This is a genomic window from Mycobacterium sp. IDUB_9 (assembly GCF_055419505.1).
Window position 1 is genome coordinate 36,867 of record NZ_JBVAXU010000004.1, and the last position, 19,343, is coordinate 56,209.

Sequence of the window (19,343 nt, forward strand, 5' to 3'; positions counted from 1 at the left end):
TGCCCCGTTTTGTTCCCCGCTCAGCAGGCGACGTCGACGTATGCCGTCTTTGAAATGACGGTGGTATTGATCGAACTTCCGCCCCTCGAGTCGTTGGTGGCGATGGTCTGGCCCTGGCGAACCCCGAGCACGGTGCAGTTGGCCAGTGGCGCCGCGCCGGTGCGGTTGACGATCACGTGATAACCACTGGTCTGAAGGCTTTTCACGGTCTGCTCGGCCGACTGTCCGGTCGGAGCGGCGGCAGCGACGCCCCCGAGGAATGTGCCGGCGGCCAGCGCGCCGGCGGTTAATGTGGCGATGGTATATGACTTCATTTCCCAACCCTCCGTTGTAGGCCGCACCGAAAGTCCCACTACTTTCGGGTTGTGACCTATTACGTCTAATTGGGAATCGGGTTCGAAAATTCCACAATTCTCAGCTGAAATTGCGGAATTTCTCAGGATGGAAGTTCAGCTCTGCCCGGACTTCGTGAGGGTGGGGCGGCATGGCCCTCTCGGGGCAGATATTCGGCTGCGAACCCGGGCTCAGAGGCTCGACCTGTGCCATCGTTGAAGGATGAGTAGTGACGGGTACAGCGTCGATGACGACGACCAGTTGACGCAGGAGGACACCCTGCTCGATCGGGGTGTCGACGACTTACTCGACGAGGGCTACTCGCCGCCCGATCGCTGGCGGGAACCGCGTGACCACGAGACCCTCGACGAGCTGCTGGCAGAGGAAGAGCCCGATCCCGCGATGCAACTCGACGATTCCGACGACCTCGACGAGCAGGGTGGTGATGACGAGGTCGGGGACCGGCGGTCAGGTCGGTTGGTTGCCCCCAACGCCGGCTTCGGCACGGACGACGAGGCGGAGCTGCTCGGGACTGACGTCGGCATCGACGGTGGTGCGGCGTCCGCCGAAGAGGCAGCGGTCCACATCATCCCGCAGTCATCGCCGGACGGTGGTCCGTCGTTCTGACGCCACCGACACGGTGAACACCAGCAGCCCGCCGACGGCCAGCAATGCCCCTGCCGCGGCGGGGGCGGTGTAACCGAGACCGGCCGCGATCACCAGGCCGCCCACCCAGGCGCCGGTGGCGTTGCCGATGTTGAGCGCGGAATGGTTGAGCGCGGCGGCCAGCGTCTGTGCATCGTGGGCGACGTCCATCAGCCGGGTCTGCAACGCCGGGCCGACGGCCGAGCCGGCCATGCCGACGCCGAACAGCAGCGGCAGTGCAGTCCACGGGCTGTGCGAACCCAGCGAGAACGCGGCCAGCAGCACCGCCAGGGAGCCCAGGGACACGTACAGCGCCCGTATCACCGAGATGTCGGCCAACCGGCCACCGATCAGGTTGCCGACCACCATGCCGAGACCGAACACCATGAGAGCCACGGGAACCAGCGACCGCGGCAGTCCGGTCACATCGGTCATCGTGGTGCTGATGTAGGTGTAGACCGCGAACATGCCCCCGAAGCCGATCATGCCGACCAGCACCGCGAGCCACACCTGGGGGCGGCGCAGCGCACCGAGTTCGGTCAGCGGGCTGCTGACGTGCATGGAACGCAGATGTGTGGGCAGCCACCGCCACTGAGCGGCCAGCGTGATCAGGCCGACGCCCACGACCAGACCGAACGCGCTGCGCCAGCCGAGTGCCTGGCCGAGCCAGGACGCCAGCGGGACACCCAGCACGGTCGCGACGGTGAGGCCACACAGCACATAGGCCACGGCCTTCGCCCGGTTCTGCGGACCCATCAGGTGGGCGGCCGCCAGCGCGGCGATCCCGAAGAATGCGCCGTGCGGCAGCCCGGCGACGAACCGGGCGATGACCAGGGTCGGGTAGGTCGGCGCCAGCATGCTGGCGACGTTGCCGAGGGTGAAGATCGCCATCAGCGTGAGCAGCAGGGCCTTGCGTGGCCACCGCGCGGTGAGCGCGGCGATCACGGGCGCGCCGACGACGACGCCCAGCGCATAGGCGGAGATGACGTGACCCGCGGTGGGCTCGGTGATGCCGAAGCCCGTCGCGATGTCGGGCAGCAGCCCCATCGCGACGAACTCGGTGGTGCCGATGCCGAAGCCGCCCAGGGCCAGGGCGAACACCGCGAGCATGCGCACGGTGGGGTCGGGCGCGACGATGGAGCGCGCGCGTTCGAGGGAGGTCGTCATTCTCTGGCTTTCCGAGTTTCGCGGATCCGGGGACACCGGACTTGAGCTCTCGGACAGCGTTGGGCGAGAACGGCGGGTGCAACGCTAACGGCGCGGCGAGTGTTCCCTCAAACGGCAGCTCGAAGTGCGCCGCTTTCTGCACCTGGGCTGTTGGCAGACGCCGGGCACGACCCAGGTGTGGAAAGCGGCGCACGGAAAGCTCGCCGGGACCCGGCTAGACCTTGGCGATGACGTTCTCGGCGAACTTCTCCAGGTGGCGGATCTTGCGGTCGAGCGGCTCGGGGTCGTCGCCCTTGATGTAGGGCAGGCGGAAACCGACGATCACATCGGTGACGCCCTTGTCCTCGAGTCGTTTGATGCCGTCGGGCGTGTACGCGTCGGCCGAGATCACGTGGACCTCGAATGGCCCGGTCTGGCCTTCTTCTGCCCGGATCTCGTTGAGCCGCTTGAGGAGGACATCGAGATCGTCGGTGCCGCCGCCGTGCATCCAGCCGTCATTGCGCGCCGCTCGGCGCAGAGCCGCCTCGGCGTGCCCGCCGACGAGAATGGAGACCGGCTTCGATGGCGCCGGCGTCATCTTGGTTTTCGGGATGTCGTAGAACTCGCCGTGGTATTCGAAGTAGTCGCCGCTGGTGAGTCCGCGGATGATGTCGACGCACTCGTCCATGCGCTTGCCGCGCCGCGCGAACGGCACGCCCATCAACTCATAGTCCTCGGGCCAGGGGCTGGTGCCGACCCCCAGCCCCAGCCGGTTGTCGAACAGCGCGTTGAGTGACCCGACCTGCTTGGCCACCAGGGCCGGTGGCCGGATCGGCAGCTTGAGCACGAAGAAGTTGAACTTCAGCGTGGTGGTGACTGCACACAGGGCCGAGGCCATCACGAACGCTTCGATGAACGGTTTGCCGTCCAGGAACTCCCGGTTGCCGTCAGGGGTGTACGGGTATTTGGAGTCGGATTCGAAGGGATAGGCGACGCTGTCGGCAATCGTCATGGCGTGATAGCCGGCCGCCTCGGCAGCCTGGGCCAGCGGGATGTAGTAGGTGGGATCGGTCATGGCTTCGGCGTAGGTGAACCGCATGCCGTACACACTAGAACGTGTTCTAGTTCTGTGGGGCGGATCGGGCAGGCATGATGACCGGGTGCCTGCCTGGCTGACCCGCAACGTCCGGGTGCTGTCGGCGGTGTCCTTTCTGCAGGACGCTGCGAGTGAGCTGCTCTATCCGCTCCTGCCGATCTATCTGACGGCCGTGCTCGGTGCCCCTCCCGCGGTGGTCGGTGCGGTGGAGGGTGCCGCCGAAGGCGCCGCCGCGATGACCAAGCTGGCCGCGGGACCGCTCGGTGACCGATTCGCCAAACGGCCTCTGATAGCGACCGGCTACGGCATGGCAGCCCTGGGCAAGGTCATGGTCGCGGCGGCGAGCGGGTGGTCGGGTGTGCTCGCGGGTCGCGTGGTGGACCGGCTCGGCAAGGGGGTCCGTGGTGCGCCGCGGGACGCCCTGCTGGTTGCCGATGTCGACGACGCCGCCCGCGGCCGGGTCTTCGGATTCCACCGGGCGATGGACACCATGGGCGCTGTCGTCGGGCCCCTGCTGGGGTTGGCCGGCTATGAGCTGCTCGACCATCAGATCGCGCCGCTGCTGTGGGTGGCCGTGGTGCCCGCGGTGCTGAGTGTGGCGCTGGTGTTCCTCGTCTCCGAAAGAGGCAGCGGGAAGCGGACCGAGAAGTCCGAGCCGGTCAAACAGCGTCAGCCGGTCTTCTCCCGTATGCGCGACCTTCCCGGGCGGTACTGGCGGGTGACGGCCGTGCTGGTGGCCTTCGGCCTGGTGAATTTCCCCGACGCGCTGCTGTTGTTGCGGCTCAACGAGATCGGCTTCTCGGTTGTCGAGGTGATCCTGGCGTACGTCACCTACAACGCGGTGTATGCCATCTCCAGTTTCCCGGCCGGGCTGCTGGCCGACCGGATCGGCCGGCTGCCGGTGTTCGGCATCGGCCTGGTCTTCTTCGCGATCGGCTACGCCGGGCTGGGGATGACGTCAGATCCGCTGCTGGCCTGGCTGCTGATCGGGGCCTACGGCCTGTTCACCGGCTGCACCGACGGGGTCAGCAAGGCCTGGGTGTCCTCGTTGGTCGGCTCCGACCTCCAGGGCAGTGCGCAGGGAGTCTTCCAGGGGCTCAGCGGATTTGCCGTGCTGGGCGCCGGTGTGTGGGCCGGGCTGCTCTGGAGCGCTGTTCCAGGTCAGCCCGGCCAGCTGCCGCTGTTGATCTCCGGGATCGGCGGGGCAGTGTTCGCGGTCGGATTGCTCGGCCGCGCGGTACTTACCCGGCGACGCTGACCTCGGTTCCGTTGGCGCCGTCCAGTTCGAAGGGCGGTTCACCGACGCCGGCGATTGAATGCGTGCCCTGCGAGGTGCGCTCGGTGATGCGGGCGTCGACGGTTCGGGTGCCGATGCTCAGCCGCACCGCACCCGGGGCGACGGTGCTCGGCGCATCGAGAATCGTTCCGCGCCAGTGGTACTTCCCGTCGATCGGATCCAGATGGCCGGTCAGCCGCACATTCACCCGTCGATCGCCGTCACCGGTGTCGAGGATGGCGAGCCCGTCGAACACCTCTTCGGTGATGCCGGTCCCGGAGATCTCGCGAGTACCCGCTGACCCGGTGATGCCACGCGGGGCCTTCGCCGGAAGGAAGCCCGAACGCCGCCACATCCGGCGCCCGATCCGGCCCATCAACCCGACCTCTTCGAGGAATGCTGCCAGCGGGGCGAATCCGGAGATCTGCACCTCGCGGCGGTGCGCGCTGGCCCGGGCCATCCGGCGGGCGGCCCGGGCGTTCAGGCCGACGCGCGCGTACTGCACCTTGTTGGTGAACAGATAGCGGAAGAAGAACCCGCCGATCCCGTTGAGGTTGGCCACCCACACGCGCTGGTACCAGCGCATCGACGGAGTACGCCCGCGCAGGCCGTCACGTGCGAACTGGATGTGGCGGGCTTCCTCGGTGACGTGAATGCGCATGAGGCGCTGCACCATCGGCTGCAATTCGGGGTCGTCCATCATCTGCCGCTGAAGCGAGTCGAAGATCTCTTCACCGATCAGCGCGGCCACCCACAGCACCGAGCCGCGGAAGAAGAACGGCAGCGAGTTGATGATCATGCGCTGGTACAGCCGCGGCCGCACCGGTTTGGCGCCGATCTTTTCGATGGCCTTGCCGAACATCACCATGTGCCGGGTCTCGTCGCCGAGTTCGGTGAGCTCGTAGTGTGTGGAATTCGAGGTGGGGTCCTGGTGCATCATCTTGCGCAGCAGTGCCTGGTTGAGGATGTTCTCGAACCAGATGCCCGCCGAGAGTGTATTGGCCAGCTCCTCGCGTGACAGCTCGATCTGCTCTTCGCGGGACATGCTGTCCCACAACGGAGTTCCGTACAGGGACACGATCGTCGGCGGCAGGAAGAACTTGTCCGGATCGATCGGCGCCTGCCAGTCGATGTCCACCACCGGCGCGTACGACTTGCGAACCGAACCCTTGAGCAGGCGTTCGGAGAACGCGTCCCGCCGCGCGGCGTTGGCCGAGCCTTCGCCGGGTCTGACCGAAGTTGTCACCGTTGACGTTCCCTTCGTTTGTGGTCCCCTCTGTCCGACGGTAGGTACCGACAATGCATGATGTCAATACCCCGGGTACCGGATACTTGGGGTCCCCGGTTTCGGTTCGGTTAACCTTCGACTGTGCGTCGCATCCATGTCATCGGAATCGGAGCCGGTGATCCGGACTTCGTCACGGCTCAGGCCATTTCCGCGCTCAATGACACCCAGGTGTTCTTCGCGATGGACAAGGGGCTCCGCCGGGGCTCAGCTGACGATCTCATCGCCGTGCGCAAGCAGATCTGCGACCGTTTCATCACCGAACCCGGCTACCGCTTCGTCGAATTGGTCGACCCGCCGCGCGCCGGCTCCGGTGATGCACCGGGGTACCGCCAGGCTGTGGCGGACTGGCATGCTGAACGGGCGCGAATCTGGGCGGCAGCCATCGAGACCGAACTCGACGCCGACGGCGTCGGGGCGTTTCTGGCCTGGGGGGACGCGTCGCTGTACGACAGCACTCTGCGAATTCTCGAGATGGTGGGCGAGCACGTCGAATTCGAGTACGACGTCATCCCCGGCATCACCGCGATCCAGGTGCTGACCGCGCGCCACCGCATCCCGCTCAACGACGTGGGCGAACCGGTGCTCATCACCACGGGCCGTCAGCTCCGTGAGCACGGGCTGACCGGAAGCGCCGTGGTGATGCTGGACGCCGAATGCACGTTTACGCAATGCCCGCCACAGACCCGCATCTGGTGGGGCGCCTACCTGGGCACGCCTGATGAGTTGCTGTATGCGGGAACCGTCGGAGAGATCGGCGACGAGATCGTTGCTGCGCGTGCCGAGGCGAGGGCCCGTCACGGCTGGATCATGGACACGTACCTGCTGCGCTCGGCAGACTAGACCGCCATGAGCTCATTTCTCCTGCGCGCCGCGATAACCGGATTCGCGCTCTGGGTCGTCACTCTCGTCGTGCCGGGGATCTACTTCATCGGCGGTGACTCGACCATCGCCAGGGTCGGCATCATCTTCGTCGTCGCGGTGATCTTCGGTCTGGTCAACGCGTTCATCAAGCCGATCGTGCAGATCCTGTCGATCCCGCTCTACATCCTCACCCTTGGCCTGATCCACATCGTGATCAATGCGCTGATGCTCTGGATCACCTCGTGGATCACCGACAACACCACGGGTTGGGGTCTGCACATCGACCAGTTCTGGTGGACCGCCATCTGGGCGGCAATCGTGCTGTCGCTGGTGAGCTGGCTACTGTCGTTCGTCAAGGCCCTCGCGTAGGTCGCACGCCTGTTCGGTCAGCGCCGCCGCGGTGTCGGCGGCTGCATCGGCGCCGGCCTGGGTGTCACGATCACGCTCGGCGCCCCAGCACGCCGCCAGCGTGCGGTAGGCGAGTTGTTCGGTGGCCACGACTGTCGGCCACATCCGTTCGGCGCCAAGCCGTTGCGCGGGTGATCCGCCGATGCTCGCGTCATACGCCGGCAGCAACTCCATGGCGCGCAACTGCAGATCGCGCCGATGGGTACGGGCCGCCGGTGAGGTGGCGTCGTCGGCCGCCAGGTGAGGCAGGGTCACGGTGACCGCCTCGAGCGTGGCCGTGATCGCGTGGCGCAGGCCGGTCGGGTGGCGCAGACGTTGGGTGGCCCAGTACACGGCCAGGGCCACCGCGCAGCCGATCAGGGTGTCCATGCCGCGGGTCAGTAGTAGCTCGCCGAGGTTGTCGACGGGTTGGCCGCCGGAGGCGATGGTGAGGGCGGCGGGCGTGATGAACACGACGGCCAGGGTGTAGTTGCGCACCACGTACATCTCGATGACGAACTGCAACGCCCCGATCACCAGTGCCAGCCACAGACCTTGCGGGTGCAACGCGAGAATCGCCCCGGCCACACCGAGGCCCAGCCAGGTGCCCAGGGTCCGCTCGACACCGCGGACCACCGTGCGTTGCCAGTCGAAGCCCTGATGCAGCATCAGCACCGCGGCGGCCATCGCCCAGTACGCATGCGACATCGTCAGGGCCTGCGAGATCAGCACGGCGATCACGCCCGAGACGGCGACCGCGATGCCCACCCGTCCGGCCAGCTGCAGCGACACCGAGCCGGGCGTCACCGCCCTGCGCAATAGTTGCAGCGCGCTCGGCCGGCCGAGCGGAATCCCTTCGGCGCCATGCTCATCGGTGACGGCGTCCGCGGGCACGGTGGCCAGGTGCCGTGCCAGGGCCGCGCTGTCTTCTGAGGGCGGCTCACCCCGGTCAGCGGCCCGCATGGCCTCGGCGAAAAGCCCGTGCAGCCGACGGTTGACGACTCGCAACCGATACAGCGCCTGGTCCGGTTTCGGTTGGACCGGTTGATAAGTGACCAGCGTGACCCACGCGGTGTGCAGCAGGAGCGCGGCCCGGTGTCGAGTCTCGGCTGCAGGATTCTCGGTGTAGTCCGCGACGGCAGCGGCTGCCGCGGCCACCGCCGCTTTCTCCGGTCCGCGCGGTCTGATCAGCGCACCGGACATGTGCACCAGCCAGGCGAACGCGCCGCCGGCCAGAACGAGCGCGGCGTGATGGCCCGGGCTCAGATGCAGTGTCGCCGGGGTGCCGGTACCGGCTGCGCACGCCAGCACCAGCATGTAGGCGCCTGGCGGTCCGATGCTCAGGGCATGGCAGACCAGCGTGGCCACCGCGGCGATCATCGTCACGGTCAGCACGCCCAGCCACGGCGTGGACGACGCCCAGTCCCCGAGTGCCACCGCGGCGGCGAAGCACACGACGACCACGGCGAGGTATCCACCGCGATTGAGGTAGGGCCGGCCACTGCCATATAGCGACGTGAATCCGCCGATTGTCGCGATCAGGCCGGCCGTGGTGTCACCCGCGAGCCAGCCCACCAGAACCGGTACGGCCATACAGATTCCGGCGCGCAAGGCGAACGGCCACCGGCGCGGCACGCTGTTGATCACTAAGATGTGCCGCAACGGGTTGGTCGCTCGGGGAGCAGGCCGGTTGGACATGTCTACAGCATGCGCGGCGTTTCGCTGACACACTGGAGCCATGCCTGAACTGCCCGAAGTGGAGGCGCTGGCCGATCACCTACGCCGGAATGCGACGGGCCGGGTGGTCACCCGGATCGACGTGGCCGCCTTGTCGGTCCTCAAGACGTTCGATCCGCCGACGACGGCGTTGCACGGCCAGACGGTCATCGGCGCCAATCGTTGGGGTAAATACCTCGGTCTCGAGGTTGGTCCCTGGCACCTCATCACACACCTGTCGCGCGCGGGTTGGCTGCGTTGGTCGGACAAGCTTGCGACGACGCCGCTCAAGCCGGGCAAGGGACCTATTGCGTTGCGCGTCCATCTGGGCGAGGGGATCGGATTCGACCTGACCGAGGCCGGAACCCAGAAACGGTTGGCCGTGTGGGTGGTTGCCGATCCGCTCGACGTGCCGCAGATCGCGGCGCTCGGGCCTGATGCGCTGTCGCTGGATTCGGCCGGCCTGGCGGGTGTGCTGGCCGCCCACGGCGGGCGGATCAAGACGGTGATCACCGATCAGAAGGTGATCGCGGGGATCGGTAACGCCTACAGCGACGAGATCTTGCACGTGGCCAAGCTGTCGCCGTTCGCGACCGCGGGGAAGCTGACCGATGCCCAGCTCGGCGCACTGCACGATGCGATGATCTCGGTGCTCACCGATGCGGTGACGCGATCGGTGGGGCAGCAGGCTGCGACGCTCAAGGGGGAGAAGCGGTCCGGTCTGCGCGTGCATGCCCGCACGGGGTTGCCGTGCCCGGTGTGCGGGGACACCGTGCGGGAGGTGTCCTTCGCCGACAAGTCGTTCCAGTACTGCCCGACGTGTCAGACCGGTGGCAAGGTCCTGGCCGACCGACGGATGTCCAAGCTGCTCAAGTAAGCGGCCGCATTTTTGACAGTTGTCTAACTCGGTTATCCTGCTGCGATGACCCGTCAGAAGATCCTCATCACCGGTGCCAGCTCCGGACTGGGCGCGGGCATGGCCCGTCAATTCGCGGCCAAGGGCCGGGACCTGGCGCTGTGTGCCCGTCGCACCGAGCGGCTCGATGAGCTCAAGGCCGAGCTGGCCGCCCGGCACCCCTACGTCAAGGTCGCGGTCGCTGCGTTGGACGTCAACGACCATGAGGCTGTGCCGCGGGTGTTCGGCGAGTTGTCCGAGGAACTCGGTGGCATCGATCGCGTGATCGTCAATGCGGGGATCGGCAAGGGCTGGCCGCTGGGCGAGGGCAAGCCGTGGGCCAACAAGGCCACCATCGAGACCAACCTGATCGCCGGTCTGGTGCAGATCGAGACGGCCCTGGAGATGTTCAAGAAGTCGGGCAGCGGTCACCTGGTGTTGATCTCGTCGGTGCTGGGCAACACCGGTGTGCCCGGTGGCAAGGCCGCCTACTGCGCGTCGAAAGCGGGGATGACATCGCTGGGCGAGTCGCTGCGTGCCGAGTACGACAAGGGCCCGATCCGGGTGACGGTGATCGAGCCGGGCTACATCGAGTCGGAGATGACCGCCAAGTCGGCGACCACGATGCTCATGGTCGACAACGAGACCGGCGTGCGCGCGATGGTTGAGGCGATCGAGAAAGAGAAGGGCCGGGCGGTCGTGCCGCGCTGGCCGTGGGCACCGCTGACTCAGGTGATGCGGCTGCTGCCGCCGAAGTACACGAAGCGTTTCGCCTAGTCACAGGCGTCACGCCAGGCTCGGATTCTCGGGCGATAGCGATGTGCCCGCCTGTCAGCACGTCCGTCCGGTGCGCGGCACGCACGGCAGCTCCTGCGACACATCGGATGGCCCGGTGGCCGTGCCGCCCGATCCGCACCGGGTTTCGAGACCCGGTGCGGCTGGGTAGACCACCGTCATGACCTCAAAATTGATTGCCTCGATGTTCTTTGCAGGCGCTGCGGCTGGGGCTGTTGCTTTCGGCCCGGTCGCCATGGCTGACCCGCCGCCCCCGCCCCCGTGCGTCAACGCCGACGGGACGGCCTGCGCCGACCTGGGCACCGCCGGACCAGGCGGCGCTACCGGCGCCATCCCCGGTGGTCCCGGCGGCACAGCCGGACCCGGCGGCGCTACCGGCGAAATTCCGGGCGGACCTGGTGGTACGGCAGGCCCGGGTGGCGCTACCGGCGCGATTCCCGGTGGTCCCGGCGGCACGGCCGGCCCGGGCGGAGCCAGCGGCTGCATCCCGAACGTGGGCTGCGCGACGGTCCCGGGGATGCGCTAGGTCGAGTGCCCGCGCACTCCGATCAGATCGAGCGCCCGCGCTCGGCTCGATACCGGCGCACCAGCGCATCGGTGGACGAGTCCGACTGCGTGCCCGGTGACTGCGAGTCGGTGATGACCGGCAGTAGCGCCTTGGCCTGGGTCTTGCCAAGCTCGACGCCCCATTGATCGAAGGAGTCGATCCCCCACACCACTCCCTCGGTGAACACCTGGTGTTCGTAGAGTGCGATGAGCTGGCCGACGACCGACGGCGTCAACCTGGTTGCCAGGATTGACGTCGTCGGTCGGTTTCCGGGCATCACCTTGTGCGGCACCACAGAAGCCGGAGTCCCTTCTGCCGCAATGGCTTCGGCCGTCTTGCCGAAGGCCAGGACCTGAGTCTGGGCGAAGAAGTTGCTCATCAACAGGTCGTGCATGCTGCCGGTGCCGTCGGCAGTGGGCAGATCGTCGGTGGGTTGCGAGAATCCGATGAAGTCGGCCGGCACCAGCCGGGTGCCCTGGTGCAGCAGCTGATAGAACGCGTGCTGACCGTTGGTTCCCGGCTCGCCCCAGAAGATCTCACCGGTATCGGTGGTGACGGCGGTGCCGTCGGCACGCACCGACTTGCCGTTGGACTCCATGGTCAACTGCTGCAGGTATGCGGCAAACCGGGACAGGTCGTTGGAGTACGGCAGTACCGCCCGCGATTGCGCACCAAAGAAATCCGAATACCACAGACCGATCAGCCCCAGCAGTGCCGGAGCGTTCCCGGACAGCGGTGCGGTGCGGAAGTGCTCGTCGACGAGGTGGAAGCCGGCGAGGAATTCGGCGAACCGCTCGCGGCCGATCACGGCCATCACTGACAGCCCGATCGCCGAGTCCACCGAGTACCGGCCCCCGACCCAGTCCCAGAACCCGAACATGTTGTCGGTGTCGATGCCGAACTCCTGCACCAGCTTCGCGTTGGTGGAAACCGCCACGAAATGCTTGGCGACGGCATCTTCGCCGAGAGCATCGACCAGCCAACGGCGCGCGGCGGTGGCATTTGTCAGCGTCTCCAACGTGGAGAACGTCTTGGATGCGACGATGAAAAGCGTTGTGGCCGGGTCTAAATCGGCCAGTGTCGCAACCAGGTCGGCGGGGTCGACGTTCGACACGAAGCGGGCACTGATGCCGGCGTCGGCGTAGTGGCGCAGTGCGTCGTACACCATCACCGGGCCCAGGTCGGAACCGCCGATGCCGATGTTGACCACGGCCTTGATGCGCTCACCGGTGGCGCCGGACCACTCGCCGCTGCGCAGCCGGTCGGTGAAATCGCCCATCCGGTCCAGCACGGAATGCACGTCCGCCACCACGTCCTGGCCGTCAACAGTCAACGACGCATCGGCAGGCAGCCTGAGCGCCGTGTGCAGTACCGCGCGGTCCTCGGAGGTGTTGATGTGCGCTCCGGCGAACATCGCATCGCGTCGGGTCTCCAGCCCCGCGGCGCGCGCCAGGTCCGTCAGCAATTCCAGCGTCCGACGGGTGACGCGGTGCTTGCTGTAATCGATGTAGAGATCGCCGACGGTCAACACCAGTTCGGTCCCGCGGGTCGGATCTTCGGCGAAAAGCTCCGTCAGATGGATGTCGCGGATCTCGTCGTAGTGCTTAGACAAAGCCTGCCAGGCGGGGGTTGCGGTGATGTCAGCACTCATTCTCCCGACCTTAGTGCGGCGCTCGATTTGAAGGTGTACATGATTGATGTATGGCCATTGAAGACTTGATTTCATCCGTGCCCACGGGTCTTTGGATCGGTGGCGAGGAACGCCAGGCCGCGTCGTCGTTCAATGTGCTCGATCCGAGCGACGATCAGGTGCTGGCCACCGTTGCCGATGCGACCGCCGCCGACGCCGTCGCCGCACTGGACGCCGCGTGTGCGGTGCAGGCCGAATGGGCCGCAACCGCGCCGCGCAAGCGAGGCGAGATCCTTCGTTCGGTGTTCGAGAAGATCACCGAACGTGCCGATGACATCGCCGCGCTGATGACCCTGGAGATGGGCAAGGTCCTCGCCGAGAGCAAGGGCGAAGTCGCCTACGGCGCCGAGTTCTTCCGCTGGTTCTCCGAAGAAGCGGTGCGCATCGCCGGTCGCTACACCCCGGCACCGGCCGGAACCGGACGAATTCTAGTCACCAAGCAGGCTGTCGGCCCGTGCTACGCCATCACGCCGTGGAACTTCCCGCTGGCCATGGGCACGCGCAAGATGGGGCCCGCCTTCGCCGCGGGCTGCACCATGATCGTCAAACCCGCGCAGGAAACGCCGCTGACCATGCTGCTGCTGGCCAAGCTGATGGATGAGGCCGGTCTGCCCAAGGGCGTGCTCTCGGTGCTGCCGACCAGTAACCCGGGCGGGGTAACCTCCGCGCTGGTCGATGACGGCCGGCTGCGCAAGCTCACCTTCACCGGCTCGACCGGGGTGGGCAAAGCACTCGTGAAGCAATCCGCCGACAAGCTGCTGCGCACCTCGATGGAGTTGGGCGGCAACGCCCCGTTCATCGTGTTCGACGATGCCGACGTGGACGCGGCGGTCGACGGCGCAATCCTGGCCAAGATGCGCAACGGTGGTGAGGCCTGCACCGCCGCCAACCGCTTCCACGTGGCCAACTCGGTGCGCGAGGAGTTCACCGACAAGCTCGTCAAGCGGATGAGCGAGTTCACCCTCGGCAAGGGCATCGACCCCGCGTCCACGTTGGGCCCCCTCATCAACTCCAAGCAGGTCGCCACCGTCACCGATCTGGTCTCCGACGCGGTGTCCAAGGGTGCGACCGTCGCGGTCGGCGGTGTCGCCCCCGGAGGCCCCGGCAACTTCTACCCGGCCACGGTGCTCGCCGACGTGCCCGCCGACGCCCGCATCCTCAAGGAGGAGATCTTCGGCCCGGTTGCCCCGATCACGGGCTTCGACACCGAGGAAGAAGGGATCGAGGCCGCCAACAACACCGAATACGGCTTGGCTGCTTACGTTTACACCCAGTCGCTGGACCGCGCGTTGCGGGTCTCCGAGGGCATCCAATCCGGCATGGTCGGCATCAACCGCGGTGTCATCTCGGATGCGGCCGCACCGTTCGGCGGTATCAAGGAGTCCGGCTTCGGGCGTGAAGGCGGCACCGAGGGCATCGAGGAATACCTCGACACGAAATATATTGCGCTAACCCGTTAGCGCCTCGTCGCGCCTTCCCGATTCGGCGCCTGATGCCCCTTAAACTTCGGGGCTCGGAAGCCAAGACGGGAGTGCATGACGTGACCGCGGCGCCAGTCCGTGCTGCCAGCCGGCGTCGGCGTGCCTCCATCCGGCGTGACATCCCCGCACTCGACGGAATCCGCGCGATCGCGGTGGCCCTGGTGCTGGCCGGTCACGGCGGGGTGCCCGGTGTGGCCGGAGGGTTCATCGGCGTCGACGTCTTCTTCGTGCTCAGCGGATTCCTGATCACCTCACTGCTGCTCGACGAGTTCCGGCGCACCGAGCGTATCGACCTCAAAGGGTTCTGGATTCGCCGCGCGAAGCGCCTGCTGCCGGCAATGGTGCTCATGACCTTGGCCGTGGTGATTGCCCGGCCCTTGTTCCCGTCGGATGCGGTCACCACGCTTCGCGAGGATGCGGTGGCGGCGTTCTTCTGGATGGCCAACTGGGTTTTCGTGGCTTCCGATACCGACTACTTCAGCCAGGGCGCTCCGCCGTCGCCGTTGCAGCACACCTGGTCGCTGGCGGTGGAGGAGCAGTACTACGTCGTCTGGCCACTACTGGTGCTGGCCGCCGCGCTGCTGGTGCGGCGCCGCTCGACCGGTGCGGTTCGGGTGGTGGTTTTCGTGCTGGCCGTTCTCGGGATGATCGGCTCGGCCGTCGCATCGGTCCTGATGTCCGGCGACGCCGGTGAGCTCAACCGCGTCTACTTCGGCACCGACACCCGGGCGCAGGCGCTGCTGATCGGTGCGGCGGCCGCGGCGCTGTTGGTGCGCGACTGGTCGTCGCTGACGATGTCGGGCACGTTGATCCGGGCTCGGTGGCGACGCTGGGTCGCCTGGACCTTGCCGGTGATCGGAGTCGCGGTGCTGGCGGCGGCCGCACACCTGGCGACCGGCAGCGCCGACGAGTTCCACCACGGACTGCTGATCGCGGTGGCGCTGGGCGCGGTGCTCGTCGTCGCGCCCGTGGCGCTGGATCAGGACGGTTACGTCGCCCGGGCCCTGGCCTGGTACCCGCTGGTCACCCTCGGTGTCATCTCCTACGGGGTCTACCTGTGGCACTGGCCGATCTTCCAGATTCTCAACGGCGAGCGGACCGGCCTGCAGGGCTGGTCACTGCTGGCGCTGCGGTGTGCGGTGACGATCGCGGTGTCATGGGTGTCGTGGTGGGCCATCGAGCAGCCGGTCCGGCACTGGCGCCCGCAGCACGTCCCGATGCTGCGGCTGGCGGCGGCCACGGTGGCGACCGCCGCGGTGGTGACGATGACGGTCGTCCCGGTCGGTGTCCCGACCCGCCCGGCGGGCCCGGACGTGATGGCCGCCGCCGCGTCCGAGCAGGACATCGGCGCGGAGCGGGCCGTCCCGGTGGGACCGGCACCGGCGCTGCCACCGGGCACGCGGACCGTCGCGGTGTTCGGCGACTCGGTGGCGTGGACCTTGATGCGGTACCTGCCCGTCACGCCGGGTTTTCATTTCAGCGACTACACGACCATCGGCTGCGGCATCGCCCGCGGTGGCCCGTACCGGTCGGCCGGCGAGACGCTGAACCAGAAGCCGGAATGCGATTCATGGCCGGAGCGCTGGGCCCAGCGGATGGCCCATGACCGGCCGGACACCGTGCTGTTGATGATCGGGCGCTGGGAGGTTGTGGACCGGACCTGGCACGGGCGGTGGATGCACGTCGGCAACGACGCATACGACGCCTATCTCAAAGGTGAGCTGCAGCGCGCGCTGGACATCCTCAGCGCGACCGGGGCTCGCGTCGTGGTGACCACGGCGCCGTACAACCGGCGCGGTGAGCGGTCGGATGGCACGCTTTATCCCGAGGATCAGCCGGGCCGGGTGCAGGCGTGGAACACCATGCTGCGGACCGTGGCCGGGCAACGGCCGAACGTGTCAGTGCTGGATTTCAACGCCAAGCTCAACCCGGACGGCAAGTACACCGCGAAGATCAACGGGGTCCGGATGCGCAGCGACGGCGTGCACCCGACGTCCGAGGCGGTGCAGTGGTTGACGCCGTGGCTGCTCGACTCGCTCAAGAAGCCGGCGCGGCCCGCGGGCTGACCGTCAGTGCCCCAGTCGGCCGCGGCCGAGTTGCAGTATGAGGATGGCCAGGTCTTTGCCCTCGGGGCCCAGCACGCTGTAGCGCTCGATCACCTGCATTTCACGGCTGTGCACCAGGCGGGTGCCACCGGAGGCCATCCGGGCTTTGCCGATCATTTTGGAGACCTCGGCGCGGCGCTGGATTGCGGCGAGGATGGTGGCGTCGAGTTCGTCGATCTCCCGACGCAGGTCATCGATCTCAGGCACACGCTGATAGTCCCAGTCGGCCCGTGCCAGCGCAAAACTGTCCCCGCTCGGCGGTAAGTTTGAACGCAAGATGACCACTTCGCCCGTCGCCTCCCCAGCTGCTGCAGATGTTGATGAACTTCTTGACGGCTTGAACCCGCAGCAGCGCCAAGCGGTGCTGCACCAAGGGTCGCCGTTGCTGATCGTCGCGGGCGCGGGGTCAGGTAAGACAGCCGTGCTGACCAGGCGTATCGCCTATCTGCTGGCCGCCCGTGACGTGGGTGTGGGGCAGATCCTGGCCATCACGTTCACCAACAAGGCCGCTGCGGAGATGCGCGAGCGGGTGGTTCAGCTCGTGGGCCCGCGGGCCCGCAACATGTGGGTGTCGACGTTCCACTCCACGTGCGTGCGGATCCTGCGCAACCAGGCTTCGCTGCTCCCGGGGCTGAATTCCAATTTCTCGATCTACGACTCGGACGATTCCCGGCGCCTGCTGATGATGATCGGCAAGGACATGGGGTTGGACACCAAGCGGTATTCGCCGCGGCTGCTGGCCAACGGCATCTCGAACCTGAAGAACGAGCTGATCGGCCCCGAGCAGGCGGCGGCTGAGGCCTCGGAGGCGGCCGAGGAGATGGCCGGCATCGTGGCCCAGGTCTATGGCGAGTATCAGCGCAGGCTGCGCGCGGCCAATGCCCTGGACTTCGACGATCTGATCGGCGAGACGGTCGGGATCCTGCAGGCCTTCCCGCAGATCGCCCAGTACTACCGGCGCCGATTCCGCCACATTCTGGTCGACGAGTACCAGGACACCAACCACGCGCAGTACGTGTTGGTGCGCGAGTTGGTGGGGCATCACCTCGACGAGAACGACGGGGTGGCGGCGTCGGAGCTGTGCGTGGTGGGTGACGCCGATCAGTCCATCTACGCGTTCCGCGGCGCGACGATCCGCAACATCGAGGACTTCGAGCGCGACTACCCGGACGCGACGACCATCCTGCTGGAACAGAATTACCGCTCCACCCAGACCATCCTGAACGCGGCCAACTCGGTGATCGCCCGCAACACGGGCCGCCGGGAGAAGCGGCTGTGGACCGAAGAAGGCGAGGGCGAGCTGATCGTCGGCTATGTGGCCGACAACGAACATGACGAGGCCCGGTTCGTCGCCTCGGAGATCGACTCGCTCAGTGACAGCGAAGGCCTGAAATATTCAGATGTCGCGGTGTTCTACCGCACCAACAACTCGTCGCGCGCGCTGGAGGAAGTGTTCATCCGCGCCGGCATCCCGTACAAGGTCGTCGGCGGGGTGCGGTTCTACGAGCGCCGCGAGATCCGCGACATCGTCGCCTACCTGAGGGTCCTGGACAATCCAGGAGATGCGGTCAGCATGCGTCGCATCCTCAACACCCCGCGCCGCGGCATCGGTGACCGGGCCGAGGCCTGCGTCGCGGTGTACGCCGAGAACACCGGGGGCAGCTTCAACGATGCGTTGCAGGCCGCCGCCGAGGGTCGGGTGCCGATGCTCAACTCCCGCTCGGAGAAGGCCATCGCCTCGTTTGTCCTGATGCTCGACCAGCTGCGCGGCAAGCTCGATGACGAGCTGGGAGACCTGGTCGAGGCGGTGCTGGAACGGACCGGCTACCGCCGGGAGCTGGAAGCCTCCAGCGATCCGCAGGATCTGGCCCGGCTGGACAACCTCAACGAATTGGTCAGTGTCGCACACGAATTCAGCATCGACCTGGCCAATGCCCGAGCCTTGGCCGAACAGGGCGAGGGTGAGCCGGTCGACGAGGACATCCCCGACACCGGGGTGCTGGCCCAGTTCTTGGAGCGGGTGTCGCTGGTGGCCGACGCCGACGAGATCCCCGAAGACGGTGCGGGCGTGGTGACGATGATGACCCTGCACACCGCCAAGGGGCTGGAGTTCCCGGCGGTGTTCGTCACCGGCTGGGAGGACGGCATGTTCCCGCACATGCGGGCGCTGGGTGATCCCAACGAGCTGTCCGAGGAGCGACGCCTGGCGTATGTCGGCATCACCCGGGCACGCAAGCGGTTGTACCTGAGCCGGGCCAAGGTGCGGTCCTCGTGGGGGCAGCCCATGCTCAACCCGGAATCGCGGTTCCTGCGCGAGATTCCGGAGGACCTGATCAATTGGCGGCGCGTCGAGCAACCGTCGTCGTCGCTGAGTGCGCCGGTAGGAAACGCCGGTCGCTACGGGAGTCCCCGTCCGTCGCCGTCACGGCCGGCGCCCGCCCGCAACCGTCCGGTGATCACGCTTGAACCGGGCGACCGGGTCACCCACGACAAGTACGGGCTGGGTCGCGTCGAGGAAGTGTCGGGAATGGGCGAAACGGCGATGTCACTGATCGACTTCGGCAGTGCTGGCCGCGTCAAGCTCATGCACAATCACGCGCCGGTGCAGAAGCTCTGATTCGCAGGGCGTGGCTGCTGTCCGGGGCCAGTCCGAGCAGCAGGGCAGCCGCGGCGGCGGTGAAGACCGATGCACTGAACGGTGTTTCGAATCCGGCGAACACGAACATCGAGACGCCGAAGACGATCAGTGTCGCCGCGCTGGCAAATGACGCCCACCGCAAGGCAACTCCCAACAGGAGCGCTACGCCGAGGAGGATCTCGACGATCGTCGCTCCCCACGCGACGATGTGGAGCAACGCGCCGGAAAGGTAGGGCGCCAGCACGTGGACGTAGGCGGTGAAGGCTTCGAAGTTCCCCCAGCCGACATTCGGCGTTCCAGGCGATCCCCACAGGCCGAATCGATCGGCGACGGCGGACAGGAATGCCGAGGCCAGCGCGATCCGGGCGAAAAAGGTTGCGGCGTAGAGCAATCGCTGGTTGCCGGGTTCGTGGTGCTCGTCAGACATGGGTCAAGGATGTCTGA

18 protein-coding genes and 1 pseudogene are annotated in these 19,343 nt (G+C 66.9%); 11 read left to right on the plus strand and 8 right to left on the minus strand.

Annotation, left to right across the window (positions count from 1 at the left end; genetic code table 11):
* Positions 1-20: 20 nt before the first annotated feature.
* The gene (locus tag ACZY08_RS18240; RefSeq protein ID WP_463746037.1) at positions 21-314 is read right to left on the minus strand and encodes a hypothetical protein; all 294 of its coding nucleotides are present in this window, start codon (positions 312-314) and stop codon (positions 21-23) included.
* A 241-nt stretch (positions 315-555) separates the two neighbouring features.
* Between ACZY08_RS18240 and ACZY08_RS18245 the strand changes: the two genes are divergently transcribed.
* Positions 556-960: a DUF5709 domain-containing protein gene (locus tag ACZY08_RS18245; protein WP_463746038.1), complete on the plus strand. Its 405-nt coding sequence runs from the start codon at positions 556-558 to the stop codon at positions 958-960.
* Here ACZY08_RS18245 and ACZY08_RS18250 read toward each other — a convergent pair.
* Together ACZY08_RS18250 and ACZY08_RS18255 are read right to left on the minus strand one after the other, a co-directional pair.
* Positions 931-2,145, minus strand: coding sequence for an MFS transporter (locus ACZY08_RS18250; RefSeq protein ID WP_463746039.1), 1,215 nt, complete (start codon positions 2,143-2,145; stop codon positions 931-933). The two genes, ACZY08_RS18245 and ACZY08_RS18250, sit on opposite strands and share 30 nt — an antisense overlap.
* Positions 2,146-2,359: 214 nt before the next feature.
* Positions 2,360-3,223, minus strand: coding sequence for an LLM class flavin-dependent oxidoreductase (locus tag ACZY08_RS18255; protein ID WP_463746040.1), 864 nt, complete (start codon positions 3,221-3,223; stop codon positions 2,360-2,362).
* Here ACZY08_RS18255 and ACZY08_RS18260 point away from each other — a divergent pair.
* Positions 3,222-4,478: an MFS transporter gene (locus tag ACZY08_RS18260; protein WP_463746041.1), complete on the plus strand. Its 1,257-nt coding sequence runs from the start codon at positions 3,222-3,224 to the stop codon at positions 4,476-4,478. The two genes, ACZY08_RS18255 and ACZY08_RS18260, sit on opposite strands and share 2 nt — an antisense overlap.
* On the opposite strand, the gene ACZY08_RS18265 is transcribed toward ACZY08_RS18260, so the two are convergent.
* Positions 4,462-5,742, minus strand: a complete 1,281-nt coding sequence (locus ACZY08_RS18265) for a diiron oxygenase (protein WP_463746042.1) — start codon at positions 5,740-5,742, stop codon at positions 4,462-4,464. The genes ACZY08_RS18260 and ACZY08_RS18265 overlap by 17 nt on opposite strands.
* 123 nt (positions 5,743-5,865) lie before the next feature.
* On the opposite strand from ACZY08_RS18265, the gene cobF reads away from it, so the two are divergent.
* On the plus strand, positions 5,866-6,624 hold the full coding sequence (gene cobF / locus ACZY08_RS18270) for a precorrin-6A synthase (deacetylating) (RefSeq protein WP_463746043.1): 759 nt from the start codon (positions 5,866-5,868) through the stop codon (positions 6,622-6,624).
* Positions 6,625-6,630: 6 nt separating this feature from the next.
* Positions 6,631-7,014, plus strand: coding sequence for a phage holin family protein (locus ACZY08_RS18275; RefSeq protein WP_463746044.1), 384 nt, complete (start codon positions 6,631-6,633; stop codon positions 7,012-7,014).
* Here the strand turns inward: ACZY08_RS18275 and ACZY08_RS18280 are convergent.
* Positions 6,985-8,730, minus strand: a complete 1,746-nt coding sequence (locus ACZY08_RS18280) for an FUSC family protein (RefSeq protein WP_463746045.1) — start codon at positions 8,728-8,730, stop codon at positions 6,985-6,987. The genes ACZY08_RS18275 and ACZY08_RS18280 overlap by 30 nt on opposite strands.
* A gap of 40 nt (positions 8,731-8,770) precedes the next feature.
* On the opposite strand from ACZY08_RS18280, the pseudogene ACZY08_RS18285 reads away from it, so the two are divergent.
* The 4 genes and pseudogenes from ACZY08_RS18285 to ACZY08_RS18300 all read left to right on the plus strand — a co-directional run.
* A pseudogene (locus tag ACZY08_RS18285) lies at positions 8,771-9,013 on the plus strand (DNA-formamidopyrimidine glycosylase family protein); the annotation flags it as partial.
* Positions 9,014-9,157: 144 nt separating this feature from the next.
* A complete protein-coding gene (locus ACZY08_RS18290) occupies positions 9,158-9,625 on the plus strand; it encodes a zinc finger domain-containing protein (RefSeq protein ID WP_463746556.1) in 468 nt (155 codons plus the stop codon).
* Between the two features lie 45 nt (positions 9,626-9,670).
* Positions 9,671-10,420: an SDR family oxidoreductase gene (locus tag ACZY08_RS18295; RefSeq protein WP_463746046.1), complete on the plus strand. Its 750-nt coding sequence runs from the start codon at positions 9,671-9,673 to the stop codon at positions 10,418-10,420.
* Positions 10,421-10,598: 178 nt separating this feature from the next.
* A complete protein-coding gene (locus ACZY08_RS18300) occupies positions 10,599-10,964 on the plus strand; it encodes a hypothetical protein (protein WP_463746047.1) in 366 nt (121 codons plus the stop codon).
* A gap of 22 nt (positions 10,965-10,986) precedes the next feature.
* Here ACZY08_RS18300 and pgi read toward each other — a convergent pair whose 3' ends face one another.
* Positions 10,987-12,636, minus strand: coding sequence for a glucose-6-phosphate isomerase (gene pgi / locus ACZY08_RS18305; RefSeq protein WP_463746048.1), 1,650 nt, complete (start codon positions 12,634-12,636; stop codon positions 10,987-10,989).
* A 50-nt stretch (positions 12,637-12,686) separates the two neighbouring features.
* On the opposite strand from pgi, the gene ACZY08_RS18310 reads away from it, so the two are divergent.
* Both ACZY08_RS18310 and ACZY08_RS18315 read left to right on the plus strand, forming a co-directional pair.
* Complete coding sequence (locus ACZY08_RS18310) at positions 12,687-14,135, plus strand: NAD-dependent succinate-semialdehyde dehydrogenase (RefSeq protein ID WP_463746049.1); 1,449 nt, start codon at positions 12,687-12,689, stop codon at positions 14,133-14,135.
* Positions 14,136-14,167: 32 nt separating this feature from the next.
* Positions 14,168-16,222, plus strand: a complete 2,055-nt coding sequence (locus ACZY08_RS18315; protein ID WP_463746050.1) for a DUF459 domain-containing protein — start codon at positions 14,168-14,170, stop codon at positions 16,220-16,222.
* Between the two features lie 3 nt (positions 16,223-16,225).
* Here ACZY08_RS18315 and ACZY08_RS18320 read toward each other — a convergent pair whose 3' ends face one another.
* Entirely contained in the window at positions 16,226-16,498 is a 273-nt protein-coding gene (locus ACZY08_RS18320) for a chorismate mutase (protein ID WP_029110136.1), read from the minus strand.
* A 40-nt stretch (positions 16,499-16,538) separates the two neighbouring features.
* On the opposite strand from ACZY08_RS18320, the gene pcrA reads away from it, so the two are divergent.
* Complete coding sequence (pcrA, locus tag ACZY08_RS18325; protein WP_463746051.1) at positions 16,539-18,878, plus strand: DNA helicase PcrA; 2,340 nt, start codon at positions 16,539-16,541, stop codon at positions 18,876-18,878.
* Here the strand turns inward: pcrA and ACZY08_RS18330 are convergent.
* Entirely contained in the window at positions 18,844-19,326 is a 483-nt protein-coding gene (locus ACZY08_RS18330; protein WP_463746052.1) for a hypothetical protein, read from the minus strand. The genes pcrA and ACZY08_RS18330 overlap by 35 nt on opposite strands.
* Positions 19,327-19,343: the final 17 nt, after the last annotated feature.

Coding starts and splice junctions, on each gene's coding strand:
- ACZY08_RS18240 (WP_463746037.1), bottom strand. CDS start 314: ATGAAGTCATATACCATCGCCACATTAACCGCCGGCGCGCTGGCCGCC.
- ACZY08_RS18245 (WP_463746038.1), top strand. CDS start 556: ATGAGTAGTGACGGGTACAGCGTCGATGACGACGACCAGTTGACGCAG.
- ACZY08_RS18250 (WP_463746039.1), bottom strand. CDS start 2,145: ATGACGACCTCCCTCGAACGCGCGCGCTCCATCGTCGCGCCCGACCCC.
- ACZY08_RS18260 (WP_463746041.1), top strand. CDS start 3,222: ATGCCGTACACACTAGAACGTGTTCTAGTTCTGTGGGGCGGATCGGGC.
- ACZY08_RS18255 (WP_463746040.1), bottom strand. CDS start 3,223: ATGCGGTTCACCTACGCCGAAGCCATGACCGATCCCACCTACTACATC.
- ACZY08_RS18275 (WP_463746044.1), top strand. CDS start 6,631: ATGAGCTCATTTCTCCTGCGCGCCGCGATAACCGGATTCGCGCTCTGG.
- ACZY08_RS18280 (WP_463746045.1), bottom strand. CDS start 8,730: ATGTCCAACCGGCCTGCTCCCCGAGCGACCAACCCGTTGCGGCACATC.
- ACZY08_RS18295 (WP_463746046.1), top strand. CDS start 9,671: ATGACCCGTCAGAAGATCCTCATCACCGGTGCCAGCTCCGGACTGGGC.
- ACZY08_RS18300 (WP_463746047.1), top strand. CDS start 10,599: ATGACCTCAAAATTGATTGCCTCGATGTTCTTTGCAGGCGCTGCGGCT.
- pgi (WP_463746048.1), bottom strand. CDS start 12,636: ATGAGTGCTGACATCACCGCAACCCCCGCCTGGCAGGCTTTGTCTAAG.
- ACZY08_RS18310 (WP_463746049.1), top strand. CDS start 12,687: ATGGCCATTGAAGACTTGATTTCATCCGTGCCCACGGGTCTTTGGATC.
- ACZY08_RS18315 (WP_463746050.1), top strand. CDS start 14,168: ATGCCCCTTAAACTTCGGGGCTCGGAAGCCAAGACGGGAGTGCATGAC.
- pcrA (WP_463746051.1), top strand. CDS start 16,539: ATGACCACTTCGCCCGTCGCCTCCCCAGCTGCTGCAGATGTTGATGAA.
- ACZY08_RS18330 (WP_463746052.1), bottom strand. CDS start 19,326: ATGTCTGACGAGCACCACGAACCCGGCAACCAGCGATTGCTCTACGCC.